Source organism: Amycolatopsis sp. A1MSW2902 (assembly GCF_017312175.1).
Classification (GTDB): Bacteria; Actinomycetota; Actinomycetes; order Mycobacteriales; family Pseudonocardiaceae; genus Amycolatopsis; species Amycolatopsis nivea.
Window position 1 is genome coordinate 583,464 of record NZ_QJPO01000001.1, and the last position, 16,050, is coordinate 599,513.

The window sequence follows — 16,050 nt, forward strand, 5'->3', positions numbered from 1 at the left end:
CTCAGCCCAGGATGCCCTTGATGTCGTGTGCGCTGATCGCCGCGCTCGCGTCGGAATCCGCACCCGCGTATGCCTGCCGGGCCCGGAAAACGGAGGCGCTCAGCGTGCGCGCGTGCGCTCCGGTGGCCCGCACCTGCGATTCCAGCGAACGGCTGAAATCCCCCAGCGCGTCGGAGAATCCGGTTTCCTCGCCGACCTTCCCGAAGCTGTCCTTGGCGATCCCGGTGACCCGGTGCACCGTCTTCCGGCCGACCGACACGAGTTCGTTCGCGACGTGCTCGGTGGTGCGCTCGTAGGCGAGGAACTGCTCGAGATCGGCCTTGAACCCGCCGTCCTTGCCGCCCTTGCCGTGGTGCGGTTTGTGCGGGTGGTGCTCGGTTTTGTGCGGATGGTGCGCGCCCTTGCCGTGGTGGTGCGTGACGTCCTCCGCGGCCTTGCGCGCGGCGGCGAGATGGCTCTTGTACGCGCCGTTGGTGTAGGTGGACCACGGCTGGAAGCTCTTGCCGTGCCCCGAAATCGCCCAGGCCGCCTTGGCGTTCTCGTCCGCGTTGAACAGTTCGTCGTTGGAGTGCAGATGGAACTCGTGGCGGCGGGCGGGCCCGAGCGAGCCGAGCATGTTGACCTGCCACAGCCCGTACGAATTGTCCGGCGGGGTCCCGTTGTGCGCACGGGTGTTCCCGCCCGATTCCGCCAGCGCCACCGCGACCGCGGTGGTGAGCGCGTGCCCGCGGAACCCGGCCCGGTACGCGTGCTGGGCGATTTCCTCGGCCGACAACTTGCTCATTTCCTGCCCCCTTCAGCAGGGCGCTTCGCCGCTGCCCTAAGTGAGACGGAAGCCTTCGTCCTCAGGTTCCCTAGTCCCCCGAACGGACGAAACCCCGCGCCCCAGTTCCTGCATCCGGTCGGCGAGCCAGGCGTGGTCCGCGGGCGCGAGTGTGACCCACTTCGTGCCCGCGGACTCGTGCACGACCGCGCCGTACCGCCCGGCTTCCGTGTCATACCAGGCGACGACCGGCGAACGTCCGCCCGGGCCGTTCACCGCGAACTGTCCGTACGCGACGCGCGGCGTGGTGACGAGCGTCGAAATCGCCCGCAGGTCCCGGCCGGCCAGACCTGCCCGGCCGAGCACCCGCTCGAACGCGGCGTGCCCGCTGTCCGCAAACGCTTGCATCGCCTCGGAAAACACCGAGCGCGGCAATCGGACCACGTTGCCCGGACCGGGTTCGGCGGGGCCAACGACGCTCGCGGCGAGCTGCGGGACGTCGTCGGGCAGGCACGGCCGCAGCGCGAGTTCGCCCGCGTCGAGCACGGCCAGCACACCCAGTTTGCGCCCGGCCGCGGCCAGCGCGCGCAGCGGCGGGTCGCGGAACACCAGCAGGTCGACCGAAAACACCGGCTCGGCCAGCACCGCGAACACCTGGCCCAGCCGCGGGTGCGGTTCGTCGTCCTCGTCGAGCAGCCCGGCCGCCGCGAGGCTTTCCGCGACCTGGACGCCGAGCTGGTCGCGTTCGTCCATCGTGGAACCGTGCGAGGGCACGTCGAACGGGTACGGCATGGGGCCGAGGTCGAAATCCGACCACAGCAGGTCGAATTCCAGGTGCGAAAGCGCTACCCCGTCGACCTCCGGGAGATGTCTGGCCATCCCCGCCTCACTCGCCCAGCACGGGCGGGTACGCGTCCGGCAGGTCCTCGAGGAAGTCGAAGGAACTGCCCTTGGTGTAGCGGTTCTGATGGTCGTCGGAGCCGTCGCCGCGCTGGCCCGCCATCGGCGGGAAGAACCCGCCGGACATCGGGCTGCCGCCGCGCGCGCCCGCCGCGGCACCGGCCGCACCGGCTGCCCCGGCCGCCGCGCCGCCTGCTCCGACCGAGCCGCCCAGCAGTCCGCCCGGCAACGCGCCCCCGCTTCCGGCACCCGCGCCCGCGCCGAGCGCACCGCCCGGCCCCGCGCCCAGCGAACCCGGCATTCCGGCCGTTCCGCCCGGACCGCTCATCCCCGCCAGCAGCCCGGCGCCTCCCGCCGGAGCGGACGAAGCCGTGGTGACGGCCGCGTCCGAGTTACCGGCCGAATCCCGGGAGCCGCGCGAATCGCTGCGCGACCGGCCGTCCGGATCGACGTTCGTGACCGCGGGCGCCTCGGTGAAATGCGGCAGCTTGTCGTGCACGCCCTTGCTGGACGTCTCGTAGCCTTCCATCACGCGGACCGCCTCGGCCTTGGCGTGCGACGCCGCGCGTTTGGCGGGCAGGTGGTCGTCGAGGAGCTGATCGACCATCACCGCGCCGCTGGGACCGCTGGCCGCGTTGAGGTCGTAGCCGTCGCGGAACTGGTTCTCCGCCGTGTAGAACACCGGCTCCGGCATCTTGTGCTTCGCCGTTTCGACCGCGCTCGTGTAGTGGTCGAGCTTGTCGCCGACCGTGCGCATCGTCTCGCTCGCGCCCGCGCCCCAGGACGTCAGCTTCGACGCCGACTGCGCCGCGTTCCCGGCCGCGCCGCCGCGCCAGGACAGCAGCAGCTTCTGCACCGTCTTGTGCACCGCGGAGGTCGCCGAGTCGACGTCGTACGCCAGCTTCCCCCATTGGTGCGCGGACGCGCCCATGGCGACCGGGTCCGCGGTCATGATCATGTCGTAGAGCGTGGTGTGCGCCCAGGCGTTCCAGTTGATCTTGCCGAAGGACGTGTCCTTCATGTTGGCCCGCTGGGCGAGCTTCGTCCGCCGCAGGACGCGGCGCTGCGCGGCGGTGGGCGGGTGGTCCTCGCTCCACAGCCGGCGCTTGCGGTGCTTCTCGTACGGCAGCCGTTCGTAGCCCGGTGTCCGGCTCATGCCGGCGTCCCTCCCCCGTCGTCCGCCCGGCGGCCCAGCGCGTCGAGCGAGTCCTTCGCGTCGCTTTCCTGCTGGACGTGCCCCGCGCTCGCCCGGCGGATGGCCTCGCGCAAGGACGACAGCTCGTCGAGGTACTGCTGCAGGATCGCCTGCGCGCCGCCGTCGGCGGACCCGCGCAGGCCGAACGCCTTCCGCAGGTGCGCGGCCACCGGGCTGGTGCCGTCCTTGAGCGGATGCACGAGCGACTTCGCCTGTTCGAGGCACGCGGTCAGCTCCTGCTGGCGCTTCTCCAGCTCCGCGTCGGCCGCGGCGATCTCGGCCGGGTCGAGCTCGATGATCCCGGTGTCGGCGACGATCTCGGCGTTGCCCGCCCCCGACGGGTCCCGCACGGAATCCGACGTCTCCGGCCGCCCGGACCGGTGCGTCTCCTTGGCCTGTTTCTTGTGCAGGGCACGGACGTCTGCCCAGTCGGAAACCCGGTGCGAACTCACCCCAGTCCACCTCCCAGCGGGCGTCCTCCTCGGACGCGCGCACCAGTATGTCAGCCAGCCGGACCGCAGGCATCCGGTCCGGGAAAGTCGGCGATGAGACGAGCCCGCCGCGGCCGCGGTTCCGCGGATCACCCGGACGGCGGGTGCGCACCCCGGACGAGCAGTCCGGCGACCGAGCGAGCGGCCGCTGCCGCGTCGTCGCCGAGGTCCGCGGGCAGCGCCCGCTGCAGCCACAGCGTCGCGAACCCGTGCACGAGCGACCGGGCCGCCGCGCCCGCGACCACCGGGTCGACGCTGCCGTCCCGGAACCCGGCGACGGCCCAGTCCAGCGCCTGGCTGCTCCGCTCCTGCGCGGCCCGCAGGTCCGGGTCGTCGCCGCGGAGCAGGTCCGCGCGGAACATCACCTCGAAATGCGCCCGGTGCCCGACCGCGAACGAAACGTAGGCGACCCCGGCCTCGAGCAGGTCCGGCGCGGGCGGCATCTCCTCGAGCGTCTCGGCGAGCAGGTCGAACCCCTGCGCGGCGACGGCGGTGAGCAGGCCGGTGCGGTCGCCGAAGTGGTGCGCCGGAGCGGCGTGCGAGACCCCGACCCGGCGGGCGAGGTCGCGCAGGTTGACCGCGGCCGGGCCGGATTCGCCGAGCACCTCGACGGCCGCGGTCAGCACCGCCTGCCGCAGATCGCCGTGGTGGTAACGACGGGCCATGGCGTCGAGTATGCACCGGCTTGTCAGTGCCTAGATGAGGCTGGCGGGGTTGCTCGGCTGCCGTCGAGGTGCGTGAGGGCCGCCTGGCGGGGCCGGAAGCGCGGTGTGCGGTCCGTGAGGGTCCCCTTGAGGGAATCAGATTCCCTCAAGGGGACCCTCACAGGCCCACAGACCCGGCCAGACGGGTATCAATCGGGCATTTCGGCGGAGGTGGCGTCCTGTGTGGACAGTCCGCAGGCCGAGGCCGCCCGGCTTAAGCCCCTGGCGTGGGACCCAGATTCCGTCAGGGTGGCCCGCACGGCAGTTCTCGGAGCACGCCCGCGGATCCGCTCAGCGGACGAACTCGAGGATCTGCTTCTGGATCCCGTTCGAGTAACTCTCGCTCTCGATCAGCTTCAGCGGCTGCTTGTCCTTGTCGGTCTCGCTGAACAGCCGCTTCCCCGCACCCAGCAGGACCGGGAAGACCAGCAGGTTCAGCCGGTCGACCAGGCCCGCGTCGGTGAGGGCGCGGACCAGCGTCGCGCTGCCGTTGACGATGATCGGGCCGCCCTCGGTTTCCTTCAGCGCGGCGACGTCGCCGAGGGAGCGGAGAATGGTCGTTTCGCCCCAATTCGTCACCAGGTCCTCGTCGCGCAGGGTGGTGGACACGACGTATTTCGGCATCACCTTGTAGTGCGGGAACTCCTCGGTCATGTCCGGCCACACCGGCGAGAACGCCTCGTAGCTGACGCGGCCGAGCAGCAGCGCGGTCGCTTCCTCCTGCTCGGCGCCCTTGAGCGCGTAGGCGGCGGGGTCGAACTCGATGTCCTTGAACGTCCAGCCGGCGTTCCGGTAGCCGGTTTCGCCGCCGGGGGCTTCGACGACGCCGTCGAGGGAAACGAACGCGGTGGCGATGATGGTGCGCATGGGATCAGCTCCTGGTTCGGGACAGTGCCTGCTCACCTACGCGTCGAACGGCACCGTCCCGGTCAGACACGCCACCCGCGACCCAAGCTATGACCTGGGTCACACCGGAGTATGCCAAGCGTCGTACCCGTAGATCGCGTCCGCCGCGGCCGAGCTGTTTCCGCTCTCCTTGAGCCAGCTGTTGCCCCGCGAGGCCAGTTGCACTTCGCGGGTCCGGTCCAGCCGGGCGGCCTGGTAGGCCTTCAGCGCGACCTCGGTGTTCGGGTACGCCGCCAGCGCCCGTGACAGCACCACACTGTCCTCGATGGCCATTCCCGCACCCTGGGCCATGAACGGCATCATCGGGTGGCACGCGTCGCCCAGCAGCGTCACCGGGCCGGATGACCAGTTCGGCAGCGGGTCGCGGACGTACAGCGCCGATTGCAGCACCGAATCGCACGCCGCCAGCAACGCGCGGGCCTCGGGGTGGAAGCCGCGGTACGCCTCGCGCAGTTCGTCGACATCCCCTGGGGTCGTCCAGGATTCGTGCCGCCACTGGCTTTGCCTCGTGGTGGCGAAGACGAACACGTCCTCGCCGCGGTTGAGCGGGAACGTCACCAGCTGCGTGTCCGGATCCGGACCCCACCATTTGGTGAAGCAGTCCAGGTTCGGCACGTCCACCGAACCCGCGGGCAGCACCGCGCGGTAGGCGACCACGCCGGTGAACTCCGGGTGTTCCGCGCCGAACAACGCGGTGCGGACGGCCGAGTGGATGCCGTCGGCACCGATCACGACGTCCACGGAAGCCGTCGAAGATCCGAAGTCCAGGGACACCGAGTCCGTTGTGGACAGTCTGGTCAGCTTGTGTCCCAAGTGGACTACGCCGTCGGGCAGCGCGCGTTCCAAGGCGGCCAGCAGATCCGCGCGGTGCATCGTGAGCTGCGGCGAGCCGTAGCGGCGTTCGGCCTCGTCGCCCATCGGCAGTCGCGACGTTTCCTCGCCGGTGTCCCAGGTGCGGCTGATCCGGTACTTCGGCCGCGCGGCGGTTTCGCGCAGTTCGTCGCCGATGCCGAGGCCGTCGAGGGCGCGGACGGCGTTGGGGGTCAGGTTGATGTCCGCGCCGACGCGGCCGAATCCGGCCGCCTGTTCGTGCACGACCGGGGAGAATCCGGCCTTCCGCAGGGCGACAGCGGCGGCGAGGCCGCCGATCCCGCCGCCGACGATCGCGATTTCCGGCACAGCGAAAGCTCCTTTTAGACAGTGAGGTCGAGCAGGTCGTGGCCCACGACGACCGGGCCGGAGTAGTGCGGGCGGACCCGGCCGAGCCAGCCTTCGTCGTCGAGGCGGGCGGGATCGGACGGGCCGAGATGCGACAGCGCGACCCGCCGGGCCCCGGCCGCCGCGGCGACCCGGCCGACGTCCGCGGGCGAGGTGTGCGAGGCGGCGAGGAAGTCCAGCAGCTTCGGCGAATAGCCGATGCTGCGGTAGAAATCGGGCTCCATCGCTTCGTGCACCAGCAAATCGGCGCCCGCGGCCAGCTCGCCGACCGCGTCGCTTCGGGCGGTGTCGCCGGAGAAGGCGACGACACCGTGTTCGGTCTCGAACCGATAGCCCAGCGCCAGGTGCAGCGGCGGATGCGGGACGGCCCGAGCCGTCACGCGCACCCGGTCGTCTTCGTGCACCACGATTTCCGCACCAGCCGCCGAAAGATCAGTGGCGTGGATGAGCCCGGCCAGCCGCGGCCGGTCGCTGGTCCGCTGGCGCACCGCGACGTCCTGTCCGAACGCCGCGAGATTGCCCGCCACCAGCCCCTCCGTGCCCGCGGCGGGCGGGCCGGGGTCGGTCGGGTCCGGGCCGGGGCCGTAGACCCGCACCGGATCGACGACGCCCTGGTTGGCAGGGCCCCAGCCGAGCAGGAAGAGCGTGAACAGCTCGGCGACGTGGTCGGAATGCAGGTGCGTCACGAACACCCCGCCCAGATCGCGCAGGGACAGCCCGGCGGAGACGTACTTGCCGAGCGTCCCGTAGCCCGCGTCGACCAGGTAGACGCGCCCGCCGACCACCACCGCGTTCGCGCAGCCCTGCCTGCCCGGCGCCGGGTACGGCCCGGCCGCCGTGCCGAGCAGGACCACGCGCAGCGCGTCCGTCACGGCGAAACCTCTTCCAGCGTGCGGCCCTTGGTCTCCTCGGCGAAGAACCCGGCGACCAGCGCGCCGACGAAACAGATCCCGCCGAGCACCAGGAACACCGACGCGAGCCCGCTGCCGCCCGCGTACAGCGCGCCGACCAGGATCGGGCCGAGGATCAGGCCGAACCGGTTCAGCACGCCGCCGAGGCTGACGCCCAGCGCGCGGCTGCGGGTCGGGTACAGCTCCGGTGTGTACAGGTACAGGCAGACGTTGACCGCGAAGTTGAACATCGCCGCGAGCGACGACCACACCAGCAGCTGCAACGGGGTTCCGGCACCGAGCGCGCCCAGCACGACCAGCATCGCGGTCGTCCCGCCCAGGCCAGCGGCCAGCACGACCCGGCGGCCGAGCTTGTCCACGACCAGCGCGGCGATCAGGCAGCCGACGAGACCGGCGACGGACGTGGCGGTGCTGTACCAGAGCGCCTGGCCGATGGAGAGGTGGAACGAACCCTTGTACAGCGTCGGCAGCCACGAGGTGATGCCGTAGTTGGCGAGGTAGCCGACGAACCAGATCGTCCACACCATCAGCGTGCGCCGCCGGTAGCGACCGGCGAACAGGTCGCGGAACGAACTGCGCTTCGAAGGAACCGCTGCCGGCGCCGCGGCGGCCTCGGCGGGCGGAGGCAGCGGTCGGCCAAGGGATTCCTCGACCCGGCGCTCGATCAGCGCCATCGTCGCCTCGGCCTTCTCGATGTGCCCGTGCGAGGCGAGCCAGCGCGGCGATTCCGGGATCCGCAACTGCAGCAGCACCGCGGCGAGACCCGGAACGGCGGCCAGCGCGAACAGCGGACGCCAGCCCCAGTGCGGGATGACCCAGGCCGCGACCAGCGCGCCGACCGCGAGCCCGGCCGGGAAGACGATCTCGTACATCAGCACGAAGCGGCCGCGGCGGCGGGCCCGGCTGATCTCCGCGATGTACGCGGCCGCGGTCGGCACTTCACCGCCGATCGCGAGGCCTTGGACGAACCGCAGGATCAGGAACGGCAGCAACGCGGTGCACAGCGTCATCGCCAAGCTGCACAACGCCGTGACGGCGACGCACAGGGTGATCACCTTGACGCGGCCGATCCGGTCGGCGGCCCAGCCGGACGCGAGCGCGCCGAGCAGCATGCCGATCGAGCCGATGGTCAGCGTCGCGGTGCTGGACGCGGTCGTCATGTGCCATTCGCGGCCGATGACCGGCAGCGTGTAGGCGATCAGCAGCTGGTCGAACGCCTCGAAGAACGTGACGATGCCGATGATCAGGCGAATCGACACCTGCCAGCGCGACATCGGGAGCCGTTCCAGCCGGGCGGCGATGTCCCGCTGGGTCACCTCGGGGGTGGCGGCGATACTCATGGGCCCTCCTCGGAGCCGGAGCGTGCAATCGATCGTAGGGGGTTTCAGCGGGCCGGAGGAGAGTCCGGCAGCTCGGCGTCCAGGAACCGGACGAGGTCGTCCGCGGCGGACGGTCCGGCGGGCAGCACGAGCCGGTCGGGCGCATGCGGGTCGAATCCGGGCGTGCCGGGCCACGGTGGCGGCTCGGGTCCGAGAGCGGCGGCGAGGTCCACGCCCGCCAGTTCGGCGAGGTGGGCGGCGGAGCCGAAACCGGCGGCGGCCACGCGGTGGCGCGGCATTCCCAGCCGGGTCCCGAGGTAATCGAGAGCACCGGCCAGATCGGCTTCGAGGTCGGGGAGGGCGAGCGCGGCGAAGGCGGCGTCCGCTTTGTCCGGACCGAAGGTGTGGCCGCCGGTCTCGTAGTAGAACAGCGGCGCGACAGTGACGTATCCGCAGCTCGCGAGCGTGCGGCAGCAGTTCTCGACGGGTTCGTCGAGGCCGGCGGCGCCGTGCAGCACCAGCACCGCGCCGCGCACGCGGCCGGGCGGATGCCGCACCAGCAGCGGCGCGGACGTCCGCACCACCCGGCGGCGGCGGTTCGCGGGTCCGTGCCCGTGATGGTGGACTTCGGCAGCTTCGATGATGCCTCCCACGTCTCAGCTCTCCGGGACCGGAACCGGCGGCACGAACGGCCGCGGCGTCGCGGGCAAAGCGGTCACGTCGACCTCGATCACCGACGGACCGTGCTGGGCCACCGCTTTCGCCAGCGCGTCGGCGAACTGGCCCGGCTTCGACACCAGCGTGTGCGGCAGGTCCAGCGACTGCGCCAGGCGCGCGAAATCGGGGGTGAACAGGTCGACGCCGGCCCGCTGTCCGCGGTGGTGGTCCTGCATGTTGCGCAGCACGCCGTATCCGCCGTCGTTGAACACGACCAGCGCGAGCCACGGCCGTTCCTGCGCCAGCGTGCACAGTTCGCCGAGGTGCACCGCGAGACCGCCGTCGCCGACCATCACCACGGTCGGCGCGTCCGGCGTCGCGAGCGCGGCCCCGATGCCGGTGGCGAGGCCCTGTCCGATGCCGCCGCCGACCGGGAACACGTTGGTCCGCGGGTCGTGGATGTCCAGCAGCCGGTTGCCCCACTGGCTGGACGGGATGGTGACGTCGCGGGCGATCACGGACTCGACCGGGAGGCCGTCGCGCAGCGCGGCGCAGATCTCCGCGTACGGGCCGATCGCCTCGTTCAGCTTGTCCCGCACGGCTTTCCGGGTCTCGACGACGCGTTCGCGCCAGCCCGGCTCGGTGTTGGCTTCCACAGTGGACAGCCCGGCGAGCACCGTTGCAGCGTCGCCTCGCACTCCGACAGTGGCCGGGTAAACGCGGCCCAGCGCGTCGGCGTCGACGTCGATCTGCAGGTGCCGTTCCGGCAATGCGAGGTGGTAGTGCTTGGTTTCGTTCGAGCGGAAGTGCGTACCGATCGAGACGAGCAGGTCAGCGTCGGCGAGGAGCTGCGCCGCCGACTCGTGCGCGGCGAAGTTCCCGACGACCAGTTCGTGGTTCTCCGGCACCGTGCCGCGGCCGGAGTTGCTGGTGAACACTGCCGCGCCGAGCCGTTCCGCGAGTGCGCGCACCTCGTCGCGCGCGCCGGTCGCTCCGCCGCCGAGCCAGAACACCGGACGGCGGGCGGCAGCGAGCAATTCGGCGGCTTCCGCGAGCGCAGCGGCGTCGGGCGGCGGAATCAAGGCCGGTTCGAGCGAGCCAGTACGGAACTCGTGCCGCGAGTACTGCAGATCGATCGGCCATTCGACGCTCGCCGGACCGCTCGGCACCGACAGCGCGTGCCGGATCGCCGCGCGCAGCGTCTCCTCGGCGGTCTCGACCGACGTGACCGTGGCCGCGTGTTTGGAGATCGCGGTCAGCATGCCGATCTGGTCGCGCGTCTCGTGGATGACGCCGCGGCCGCTGCCGAGGAATTCGGAATCGATCTGGCCGGTCACGTGCAGCACGCGACTGCCCGCCGTGAGGGCCTCGACCAGCGCGCCCGCCGCGTTGCCCGCGCCGGTGCCGGTGCTGGTGATCGCGACGCCGAGACCGCCACTGGCCCGGGAGTACCCGTCGGCGGCGTTCACCGCGGCGGCTTCGTGCCGCACGGGCACGAACCGCAGCTGCTGCGCGACCGCCTCCACCAGCGGCAGGTTGTGCACACTCACCACGCCGAAGGCGGTGTCCACTCCGGCTTCGGACAGCAGGCGAACGAGAAGCTCGCCTCCGTGACCGTGATTCATGGGTCCGTCCCTTCTAGACGTAACGGGCAATGCCGCCGCCGACGTCGATCGTCGCGCCGGTCACGTAGGAGGCACGCGGCGAAAGCAGCGTGACGATGGGGAAAGCGACCTCTTCCGCGGTGCCGAGCCTGCCGAGCGGAATCCCGCGGTCGGCCGCCAGCTCCGCCGACCAGTCCACAAAGGACAGGTTGCTGCCGGAAGCCTCGTACCGGCGCCGCCACTGTCCGGTGTCGACCAGGCCGAGGCAGACCGAGTTGACTCGCACGCCGTCCTCGGCCAATTCGGTCGCCAGAGTCGTGGAGAGATTGAGCAACGCCGCCCGCGCCGCCGAAGTGGCTGCCAACCGAGGTTCGGGCTGACGCGCGAGGATCGCGTTCACGTTCACCACGGCCGGATTCGCCGCCGCCCGCAGCCACGGCAACGCGGCCCGGACGACGTGCAGCACCGAGAAGATCTTGAGGTGCAGCTCGTCCCGCCACTGGTCGTCGGTGGTCTCGGCGAGCCGTGCCATCAGCGACCGGCCCGCGTTGTTCACGATCCCGGCCAGGCCGCCCAGCTCACCGGCGGCGTCGGCGACAAAGGTTTCCACCTGCGCCTGGTCGAGCACGTCGCAGGACGCGGTGTACAGCCGGGCTCCCTCTGCGCGGGGCAGATCGGCGAGGGCCTTCTCCAGCCGGACGCCGTCGCGGGCGCAGGCGGCGACGTGCGCGCCCTCGGCCAGCAGCGCAGCCGCGGTCGCGAGCCCGACGCCGGAGCTGGCCCCGGTCACGAGCACCGCAGCGCCCTTCAATCCCAAATCCACGGGCTTTTCCCTTCAGCTGCAGACGAATCCGCCGTCGACCACGAGGGTCTGGCCGGTGATGTAGGAGGCCGCGTCGGACAACAGGAACGCCACCGAACCGACGACGTCCTCCGGCTGTTGCGGCCGGGTCAGCGCGCGGTTCATCGCGTACAGGTCGTGCCGCTCCTGCGGAATGCCCGCGGTGGCTTCGACCTCGGTCAGCCCGGGCGCGACCGCGTTGACGGTCACCCCGTCCGGACCGCCGTCCCGCGCCATCGCGCGGGTCATCGCGATCACCGCGCCCTTGGAGGCCACGTACTGGACCAGGCGCGGCGAGCCGTACAGAGCGGCGTCGGACGCGAGGTTCACGATGCGTCCGCCGGTCTGCGCGAGCTGCGGGTACAGCGCGCGAGAGACGAGCCACGGGCCGCGCGCGTTGACGGTCATCAACGTGTCCCACGCGTCGACGTCCAGCTCCGCGAAGTGCTTGCCGCCGACGCCGTCCGCCATCGCCGCGTTGTTCACCAAGCCGTGCAACGGGCCGAGCTTCGCGACCGCGTCCGCCAAAGCCGCGACGGACTCCGGATCCGCGACATCCGTGTCGATCCGATGTGTCTCAACGCCTTCTGCTTGCAACCGGGCGACACCGTCCGCCGCCCGATCCGGAGAACGTTCGGCAATCACGACGCGACCGCCTTGACGCCCGATCTCGCGGGCGATCGCCCAGCCGAGCCCGCGCCCCGCGCCGGTGACCACATACAGCCGGTCCTTCATCGCGCCACCACCGAGTCCACTTGGGACAGAAAGTCCAAGACCTCGGCGGAAAACCGGCGCGGCGATTCTTGATTCGCCGCGTGTCCGCCGGGCAGCACTTCCAGCCGGGCACCGGGAATCGACGCGGCGAGCCGTCGCGACTCGGACACCCCGGTCACCTGGTCGTGCTCGCCGACGAGCACCAGCGTCGGCACCGAGATCCGCGCCAGCCGCGGACCGTGATCCGTCTCGGCCATCGATTCCGCGGCGGACGTGTACCCGGGCAGCCGGATGCCCGCCATGATGTCCTCGACCCGTTGCGCCACCGCAGGATCCGCGCCCGGGGCGAGCAGCCGAGGCGCGCGCCGACGGGCGAATTCCGCCGCGCCAACCCGGTTCAGCTCGCTCGGCCGGGCCCGCATCACCGCTGCGCGCTCGGAGTCGACGCCGGAGCCGCGAGTCGAATCGGCCAGCACCAGCGATCGCACGACCTCCGGGTACTCCAGCGCGACGCGGGTCGCGATCACGCCGCCCCACGACACGCCCACGAGATGTGCGGGCACCGCGTCCAGCGAGGTCAGCAGACGGCCGACGAGCGCCGCGTATCCGGCCATGCCCAGCGGCTTCTCCGGATCGGCCGAACCGCCGTAGCCCGGCGCGTCCCAAGCCAGCACCCGGTGTTTCGGCGCCAGACCAGCAAGCTGCGCGTCGAACGACGCGCTCGATCCGCCGATGCCGTGCAGCAACAGGACTGGATTGCCGTCCCCGGCGATCCGCACCCGCACCCCGTCCACTGTGGAAGTCACCGGAACACCGCCCTCGGCGTCGCCAGCGCTTCCAGCGCGGACAGCACCGCGTACGGCACGACCTGGCTCGACGTCGGCGTCTGCGGCGACGGCCGGTTGCGGATCTCGAACCGGTACTCCCCCGCCGGACCGGCCGCGGTGATCACGTGCGAGGTCAACGGCGCGGCCGGATCGGCGATCACCGCCGCCTCCACGACGTCCCAATCCCGCACCGCCAGCGCCACCGACGCGGCCACGTTCGCCGACTTCGGGAACGCCGCGGTGATCTCCCGCGCGGGCCCGCGCCGCAATTCGACCGGTGCGGTCGCCTGCCGCAACTCCTCCGCCTCCGTCTCGGACATCCACGGCTGGACCAGCGAAGACGCCTTTTTCGTCGTCTCGATGACCACCCGCTCGAACTGCCCGAGCAGCGCCGCCGAACGCAGCAGGTCGAGCCCGCCGATCGCGCCGGTCGACAAATGGACCGCGCCCGGGCCGGCCGCGAGCAGCTTCTCCAGCAGCCCGTCCGCCGCCAGCGCGCCGACCGAAACCACCAGCAGGTCGCACCCCGCCGACAGCACCTGCGGCCCCGCGTCCGTCAGCGCCCGCTGTCCGGCCGCCTCGACCACCAAGTCCGAAGTGGACAGCAGCTCCGGCAGCGCGCACATCGGCAGTCCCGCCGGGGACAGCGCCGGATCGACGACCCCGGCCAGCTCCGCGCCCGGCACCAGCCCGTCGCGCAGCGCTTCCGCGACGACCGAGCCGATCGATCCCGCGCCCAGCACTCCTACCTTCACGACTGCCACCACGCCGAGTAGCCGGGGTCCGGCGCGCCGCGCATGTGCGCGCGGACGTCCTTCGACGGCGGACCCGCGGTGCCCCACAGGTCGGACAGCTCCGGCGTGCGCCGCCACACCCGGCACAGCCACGCGTCTTCCTCGACCTGCGCGACCTCGGAGGTGTACTCGCAGACGAGCCCGGCCGGGTCGGCGAAGTAGCCGAAGGTGTTGCTGCCCGGACCGTGCCGGCCGGGGCCCCACAGCGGCGTGACGCCGTTGTGCTTGAGCCGCCCGATACCGCGCATGAAGTGGTCGATCGAGTTCATCTCGTACGCGATGTGGTTCACCGACGCGAATTCCGCCTGGTTGAACGCGATCACGTGGTGGTCGGCGTTGCAGCGCAAGAACGCCATCTGGTGCTCGGACCAGTCCGAGATCCGCATGCCCAGCACCCGCGTGTAGAACTCGCAGGCCGCGTCGATGTCGACCGTGTTGAGCACGACGTGCGCCAGTTTCCGCGGCACCGCGGCGCGACCGTACGGGTCGCCCGGGACGACCGCGTCGACCTCGGCGGACAGCTCCACCAGCCGGCCTTCCGGGTCGGCGAAGCGCAGGCCGTACCCGCCGCCGACCTGGTCGAGCTTGCCGGGTTCGGTGACCAGCGGGACGCCGTGCGCGGCCAGCCGGGCGGCGGCCGCGTCGACCTCGCGCGGAGTGGCGACCGCGAACGCGATCTTGCCCAGCGCGTTCTGGTCGGCCTGTTCGAGCTGGAGCACGTGGTGCTCGTCGCCGGAACCGCGCAGCCACACGGCGCCGCGGTCGGCTTCGACCTGCTGCAGCCCCCAGACTTCGCGGTAGAACTCGCCGGAATCGGCGCACTGCGTCGAACGCAGCGTCACCGCGCGCAGGGCGCGGAGCCGCGCGATGGGTTCGGCGGACATGGGGCCTCCTGAAACGTCAGCGGGTCGGGGCGGGCACGGGCGCGGCGGGGGCCGGTGCGGCGGCGGGAGCGGCGAGCGCGGCGGCCTGGCGGCGGGCTTCCGACCGCAGCAGCCTGCGCATCCGGACGAGCGCGATGTCGTGCTGGTACAGGTTTTCCCGGTCCCACGCGTCGAGCGGCATCGCCTCGGCCATCTCGCGGTCCTGCTCCAGCACCGCCCAGTGCCGGGCTTCGAGCCGGTTGCGGTAGAGGACGCGCCAGCTGTCGCGTTCCCAGCCGGAAACCTTGCGGCAGCGCCAGAAGAAGGCCGCGTGCTGGGTCTCGTTGATCGCGCACAGCGCGGCGACGATGGTGAACGCGCCGCCCGGACCGGCGGTGTCCGGGTACGGGATGTCGAGCGTGACCCACTGCGCGCCCGCGTCGGTGAGCTGCACCCAGTCGAAGTTCACGCCGCGCTGGTCGGTTTTCTCGAAGACGAACCCGTCGTCGATCGCGCGGATCTGGAAGACGGCCTCGCGCTTGCCGCCGAACATGGTGTGGCTGTTGCGGTGCAGGAACGCGCCGTGCATCGGGTCGAGCAGGTTGTCCAGGGAGTAGCCGTACGGCGCGTCCCATTCGACGTAGCAGAGGAAGTTGTCCCACTCGCCGCCCGCGATCGGGTCCGGCAGCTGCAACGGCGTCGGCTCGGCTGACTCGTCCAGGCCGAACCAGGCGAAGACGGCACCGGCGTGTTCCTCCGCGGGGAACGTCCGCAGCGCGCGCCGGCCCTCCAGCGCACACCCCGGGCTGCCGGGGACCGACACGACGACACCGTCGCCGTCCACCTGCACGCCGTGGTAGTTGCAGGCGACCCGGTCGCCCATGTGCACACCGAGCGAAAGCCGCGCGCCGCGGTGCGGACAGCGGTCTTCCTGAACGTGCACGACCCCGGCGGAGTCGCGCCAGAGCAGCAGTTGCTCCCCGGCCCGTTCGATGCGGGTCAGCTCGCCGCGTTTGACGGTGCCGGACGGGCACAGCGGGTACCAGCGGTCGCGCAGGCCCAGCGCCAGCAGCTCTTCGGCGGTTTTGGTCGCCATCACGCCTCCCCTGCCAGCCGCGCGAGTTCGGCGGTGAACGTCTCTTCGGTCCAGTCGGAGCCGTCCGCCGGGCGCAGGCCGCCCGCGTTGAGCGCGGAGACCACGCCGGGCAGGTCGTGCACGCCCCGGCCGTAGACGGCTTCCAGCTCGTCGGCCAGCGCGTTCTCGTAGCTCGTTGGCGGGGCGGTGCGGCTCTGCACCGGCCGCAGCTGCAGCGGCATCGGGCGTTCCCTTCGGTTCGTGGTGG

General features: G+C 71.6%; 18 protein-coding genes. All 18 read right to left on the reverse strand.

What is annotated here, in order from left to right; all coding sequences use genetic code 11:
- Window position 1 precedes the first annotated feature (1 nt).
- The 18 genes from DMP23_RS02720 to DMP23_RS02805 all read right to left on the reverse strand — a co-directional run bounded on the left by DMP23_RS02720 (window position 2) and on the right by DMP23_RS02805 (window position 16,024).
- Window positions 2-784 carry a transglycosylase SLT domain-containing protein gene (locus DMP23_RS02720; RefSeq protein ID WP_337820066.1) on the reverse strand — a complete coding sequence of 261 codons (783 nt, stop codon included), beginning with the start codon at window positions 782-784 and terminating at the stop codon, window positions 2-4.
- A gap of 36 nt (window positions 785-820) precedes the next feature.
- The gene (locus DMP23_RS02725; RefSeq protein ID WP_043840249.1) at window positions 821-1,642 is read right to left on the reverse strand and encodes an ESX secretion-associated protein EspG; all 822 of its coding nucleotides are present in this window, start codon (window positions 1,640-1,642) and stop codon (window positions 821-823) included.
- 7 nt (window positions 1,643-1,649) lie between these two features.
- A complete protein-coding gene (locus DMP23_RS02730) occupies window positions 1,650-2,819 on the reverse strand; it encodes a WXG100 family type VII secretion target (protein WP_337820067.1) in 1,170 nt (389 codons plus the stop codon).
- Window positions 2,816-3,310, reverse strand: a complete 495-nt coding sequence (locus DMP23_RS02735; protein ID WP_275293957.1) for a hypothetical protein — start codon at window positions 3,308-3,310, stop codon at window positions 2,816-2,818. The genes DMP23_RS02730 and DMP23_RS02735 overlap by 4 nt, the downstream gene beginning before the upstream one ends.
- A 128-nt stretch (window positions 3,311-3,438) precedes the next feature.
- A complete protein-coding gene (locus DMP23_RS02740; protein WP_337820068.1) occupies window positions 3,439-4,014 on the reverse strand; it encodes a TetR/AcrR family transcriptional regulator in 576 nt (191 codons plus the stop codon).
- Between the two features lie 330 nt (window positions 4,015-4,344).
- Window positions 4,345-4,920, reverse strand: coding sequence for a dihydrofolate reductase family protein (locus DMP23_RS02745; RefSeq protein WP_337820069.1), 576 nt, complete (start codon window positions 4,918-4,920; stop codon window positions 4,345-4,347).
- 99 nt (window positions 4,921-5,019) lie between these two features.
- A complete protein-coding gene (locus DMP23_RS02750) occupies window positions 5,020-6,138 on the reverse strand; it encodes an FAD-dependent monooxygenase (RefSeq protein ID WP_337820070.1) in 1,119 nt (372 codons plus the stop codon).
- Window positions 6,139-6,152: 14 nt separating this feature from the next.
- Window positions 6,153-7,049 carry an MBL fold metallo-hydrolase gene (locus DMP23_RS02755; protein WP_337820071.1) on the reverse strand — a complete coding sequence of 299 codons (897 nt, stop codon included), beginning with the start codon at window positions 7,047-7,049 and terminating at the stop codon, window positions 6,153-6,155.
- A complete protein-coding gene (locus DMP23_RS02760; RefSeq protein ID WP_051173293.1) occupies window positions 7,046-8,428 on the reverse strand; it encodes an MFS transporter in 1,383 nt (460 codons plus the stop codon). The genes DMP23_RS02755 and DMP23_RS02760 overlap by 4 nt, the downstream gene beginning before the upstream one ends.
- A 44-nt stretch (window positions 8,429-8,472) precedes the next feature.
- Window positions 8,473-9,060, reverse strand: coding sequence for a dienelactone hydrolase family protein (locus DMP23_RS02765; protein WP_337820072.1), 588 nt, complete (start codon window positions 9,058-9,060; stop codon window positions 8,473-8,475).
- A 3-nt stretch (window positions 9,061-9,063) separates the two neighbouring features.
- Window positions 9,064-10,689 carry a thiamine pyrophosphate-binding protein gene (locus DMP23_RS02770; RefSeq protein ID WP_337820073.1) on the reverse strand — a complete coding sequence of 542 codons (1,626 nt, stop codon included), beginning with the start codon at window positions 10,687-10,689 and terminating at the stop codon, window positions 9,064-9,066.
- A gap of 13 nt (window positions 10,690-10,702) precedes the next feature.
- A complete protein-coding gene (locus DMP23_RS02775; protein ID WP_337820074.1) occupies window positions 10,703-11,491 on the reverse strand; it encodes an SDR family oxidoreductase in 789 nt (262 codons plus the stop codon).
- Between the two features lie 12 nt (window positions 11,492-11,503).
- The gene (locus DMP23_RS02780) at window positions 11,504-12,244 is read right to left on the reverse strand and encodes a 3-oxoacyl-ACP reductase family protein (protein ID WP_337820075.1); all 741 of its coding nucleotides are present in this window, start codon (window positions 12,242-12,244) and stop codon (window positions 11,504-11,506) included.
- Complete coding sequence (locus DMP23_RS02785) at window positions 12,241-13,029, reverse strand: alpha/beta fold hydrolase (RefSeq protein WP_337820076.1); 789 nt, start codon at window positions 13,027-13,029, stop codon at window positions 12,241-12,243. Before DMP23_RS02785 ends, DMP23_RS02780 begins: the two co-directional genes overlap by 4 nt.
- Window positions 13,026-13,805: an aspartate dehydrogenase domain-containing protein gene (locus DMP23_RS02790; RefSeq protein ID WP_337820077.1), complete on the reverse strand. Its 780-nt coding sequence runs from the start codon at window positions 13,803-13,805 to the stop codon at window positions 13,026-13,028. The genes DMP23_RS02785 and DMP23_RS02790 overlap by 4 nt, the downstream gene beginning before the upstream one ends.
- Window positions 13,802-14,728: a VOC family protein gene (locus tag DMP23_RS02795; RefSeq protein WP_337820078.1), complete on the reverse strand. Its 927-nt coding sequence runs from the start codon at window positions 14,726-14,728 to the stop codon at window positions 13,802-13,804. The genes DMP23_RS02790 and DMP23_RS02795 overlap by 4 nt, the downstream gene beginning before the upstream one ends.
- A gap of 16 nt (window positions 14,729-14,744) precedes the next feature.
- The gene (locus DMP23_RS02800; protein WP_043840273.1) at window positions 14,745-15,803 is read right to left on the reverse strand and encodes a Rieske 2Fe-2S domain-containing protein; all 1,059 of its coding nucleotides are present in this window, start codon (window positions 15,801-15,803) and stop codon (window positions 14,745-14,747) included.
- A complete protein-coding gene (locus tag DMP23_RS02805) occupies window positions 15,803-16,024 on the reverse strand; it encodes a recombinase-like helix-turn-helix domain-containing protein (protein ID WP_037814792.1) in 222 nt (73 codons plus the stop codon). The genes DMP23_RS02800 and DMP23_RS02805 overlap by 1 nt, the downstream gene beginning before the upstream one ends.
- Window positions 16,025-16,050 lie beyond the last annotated feature (26 nt).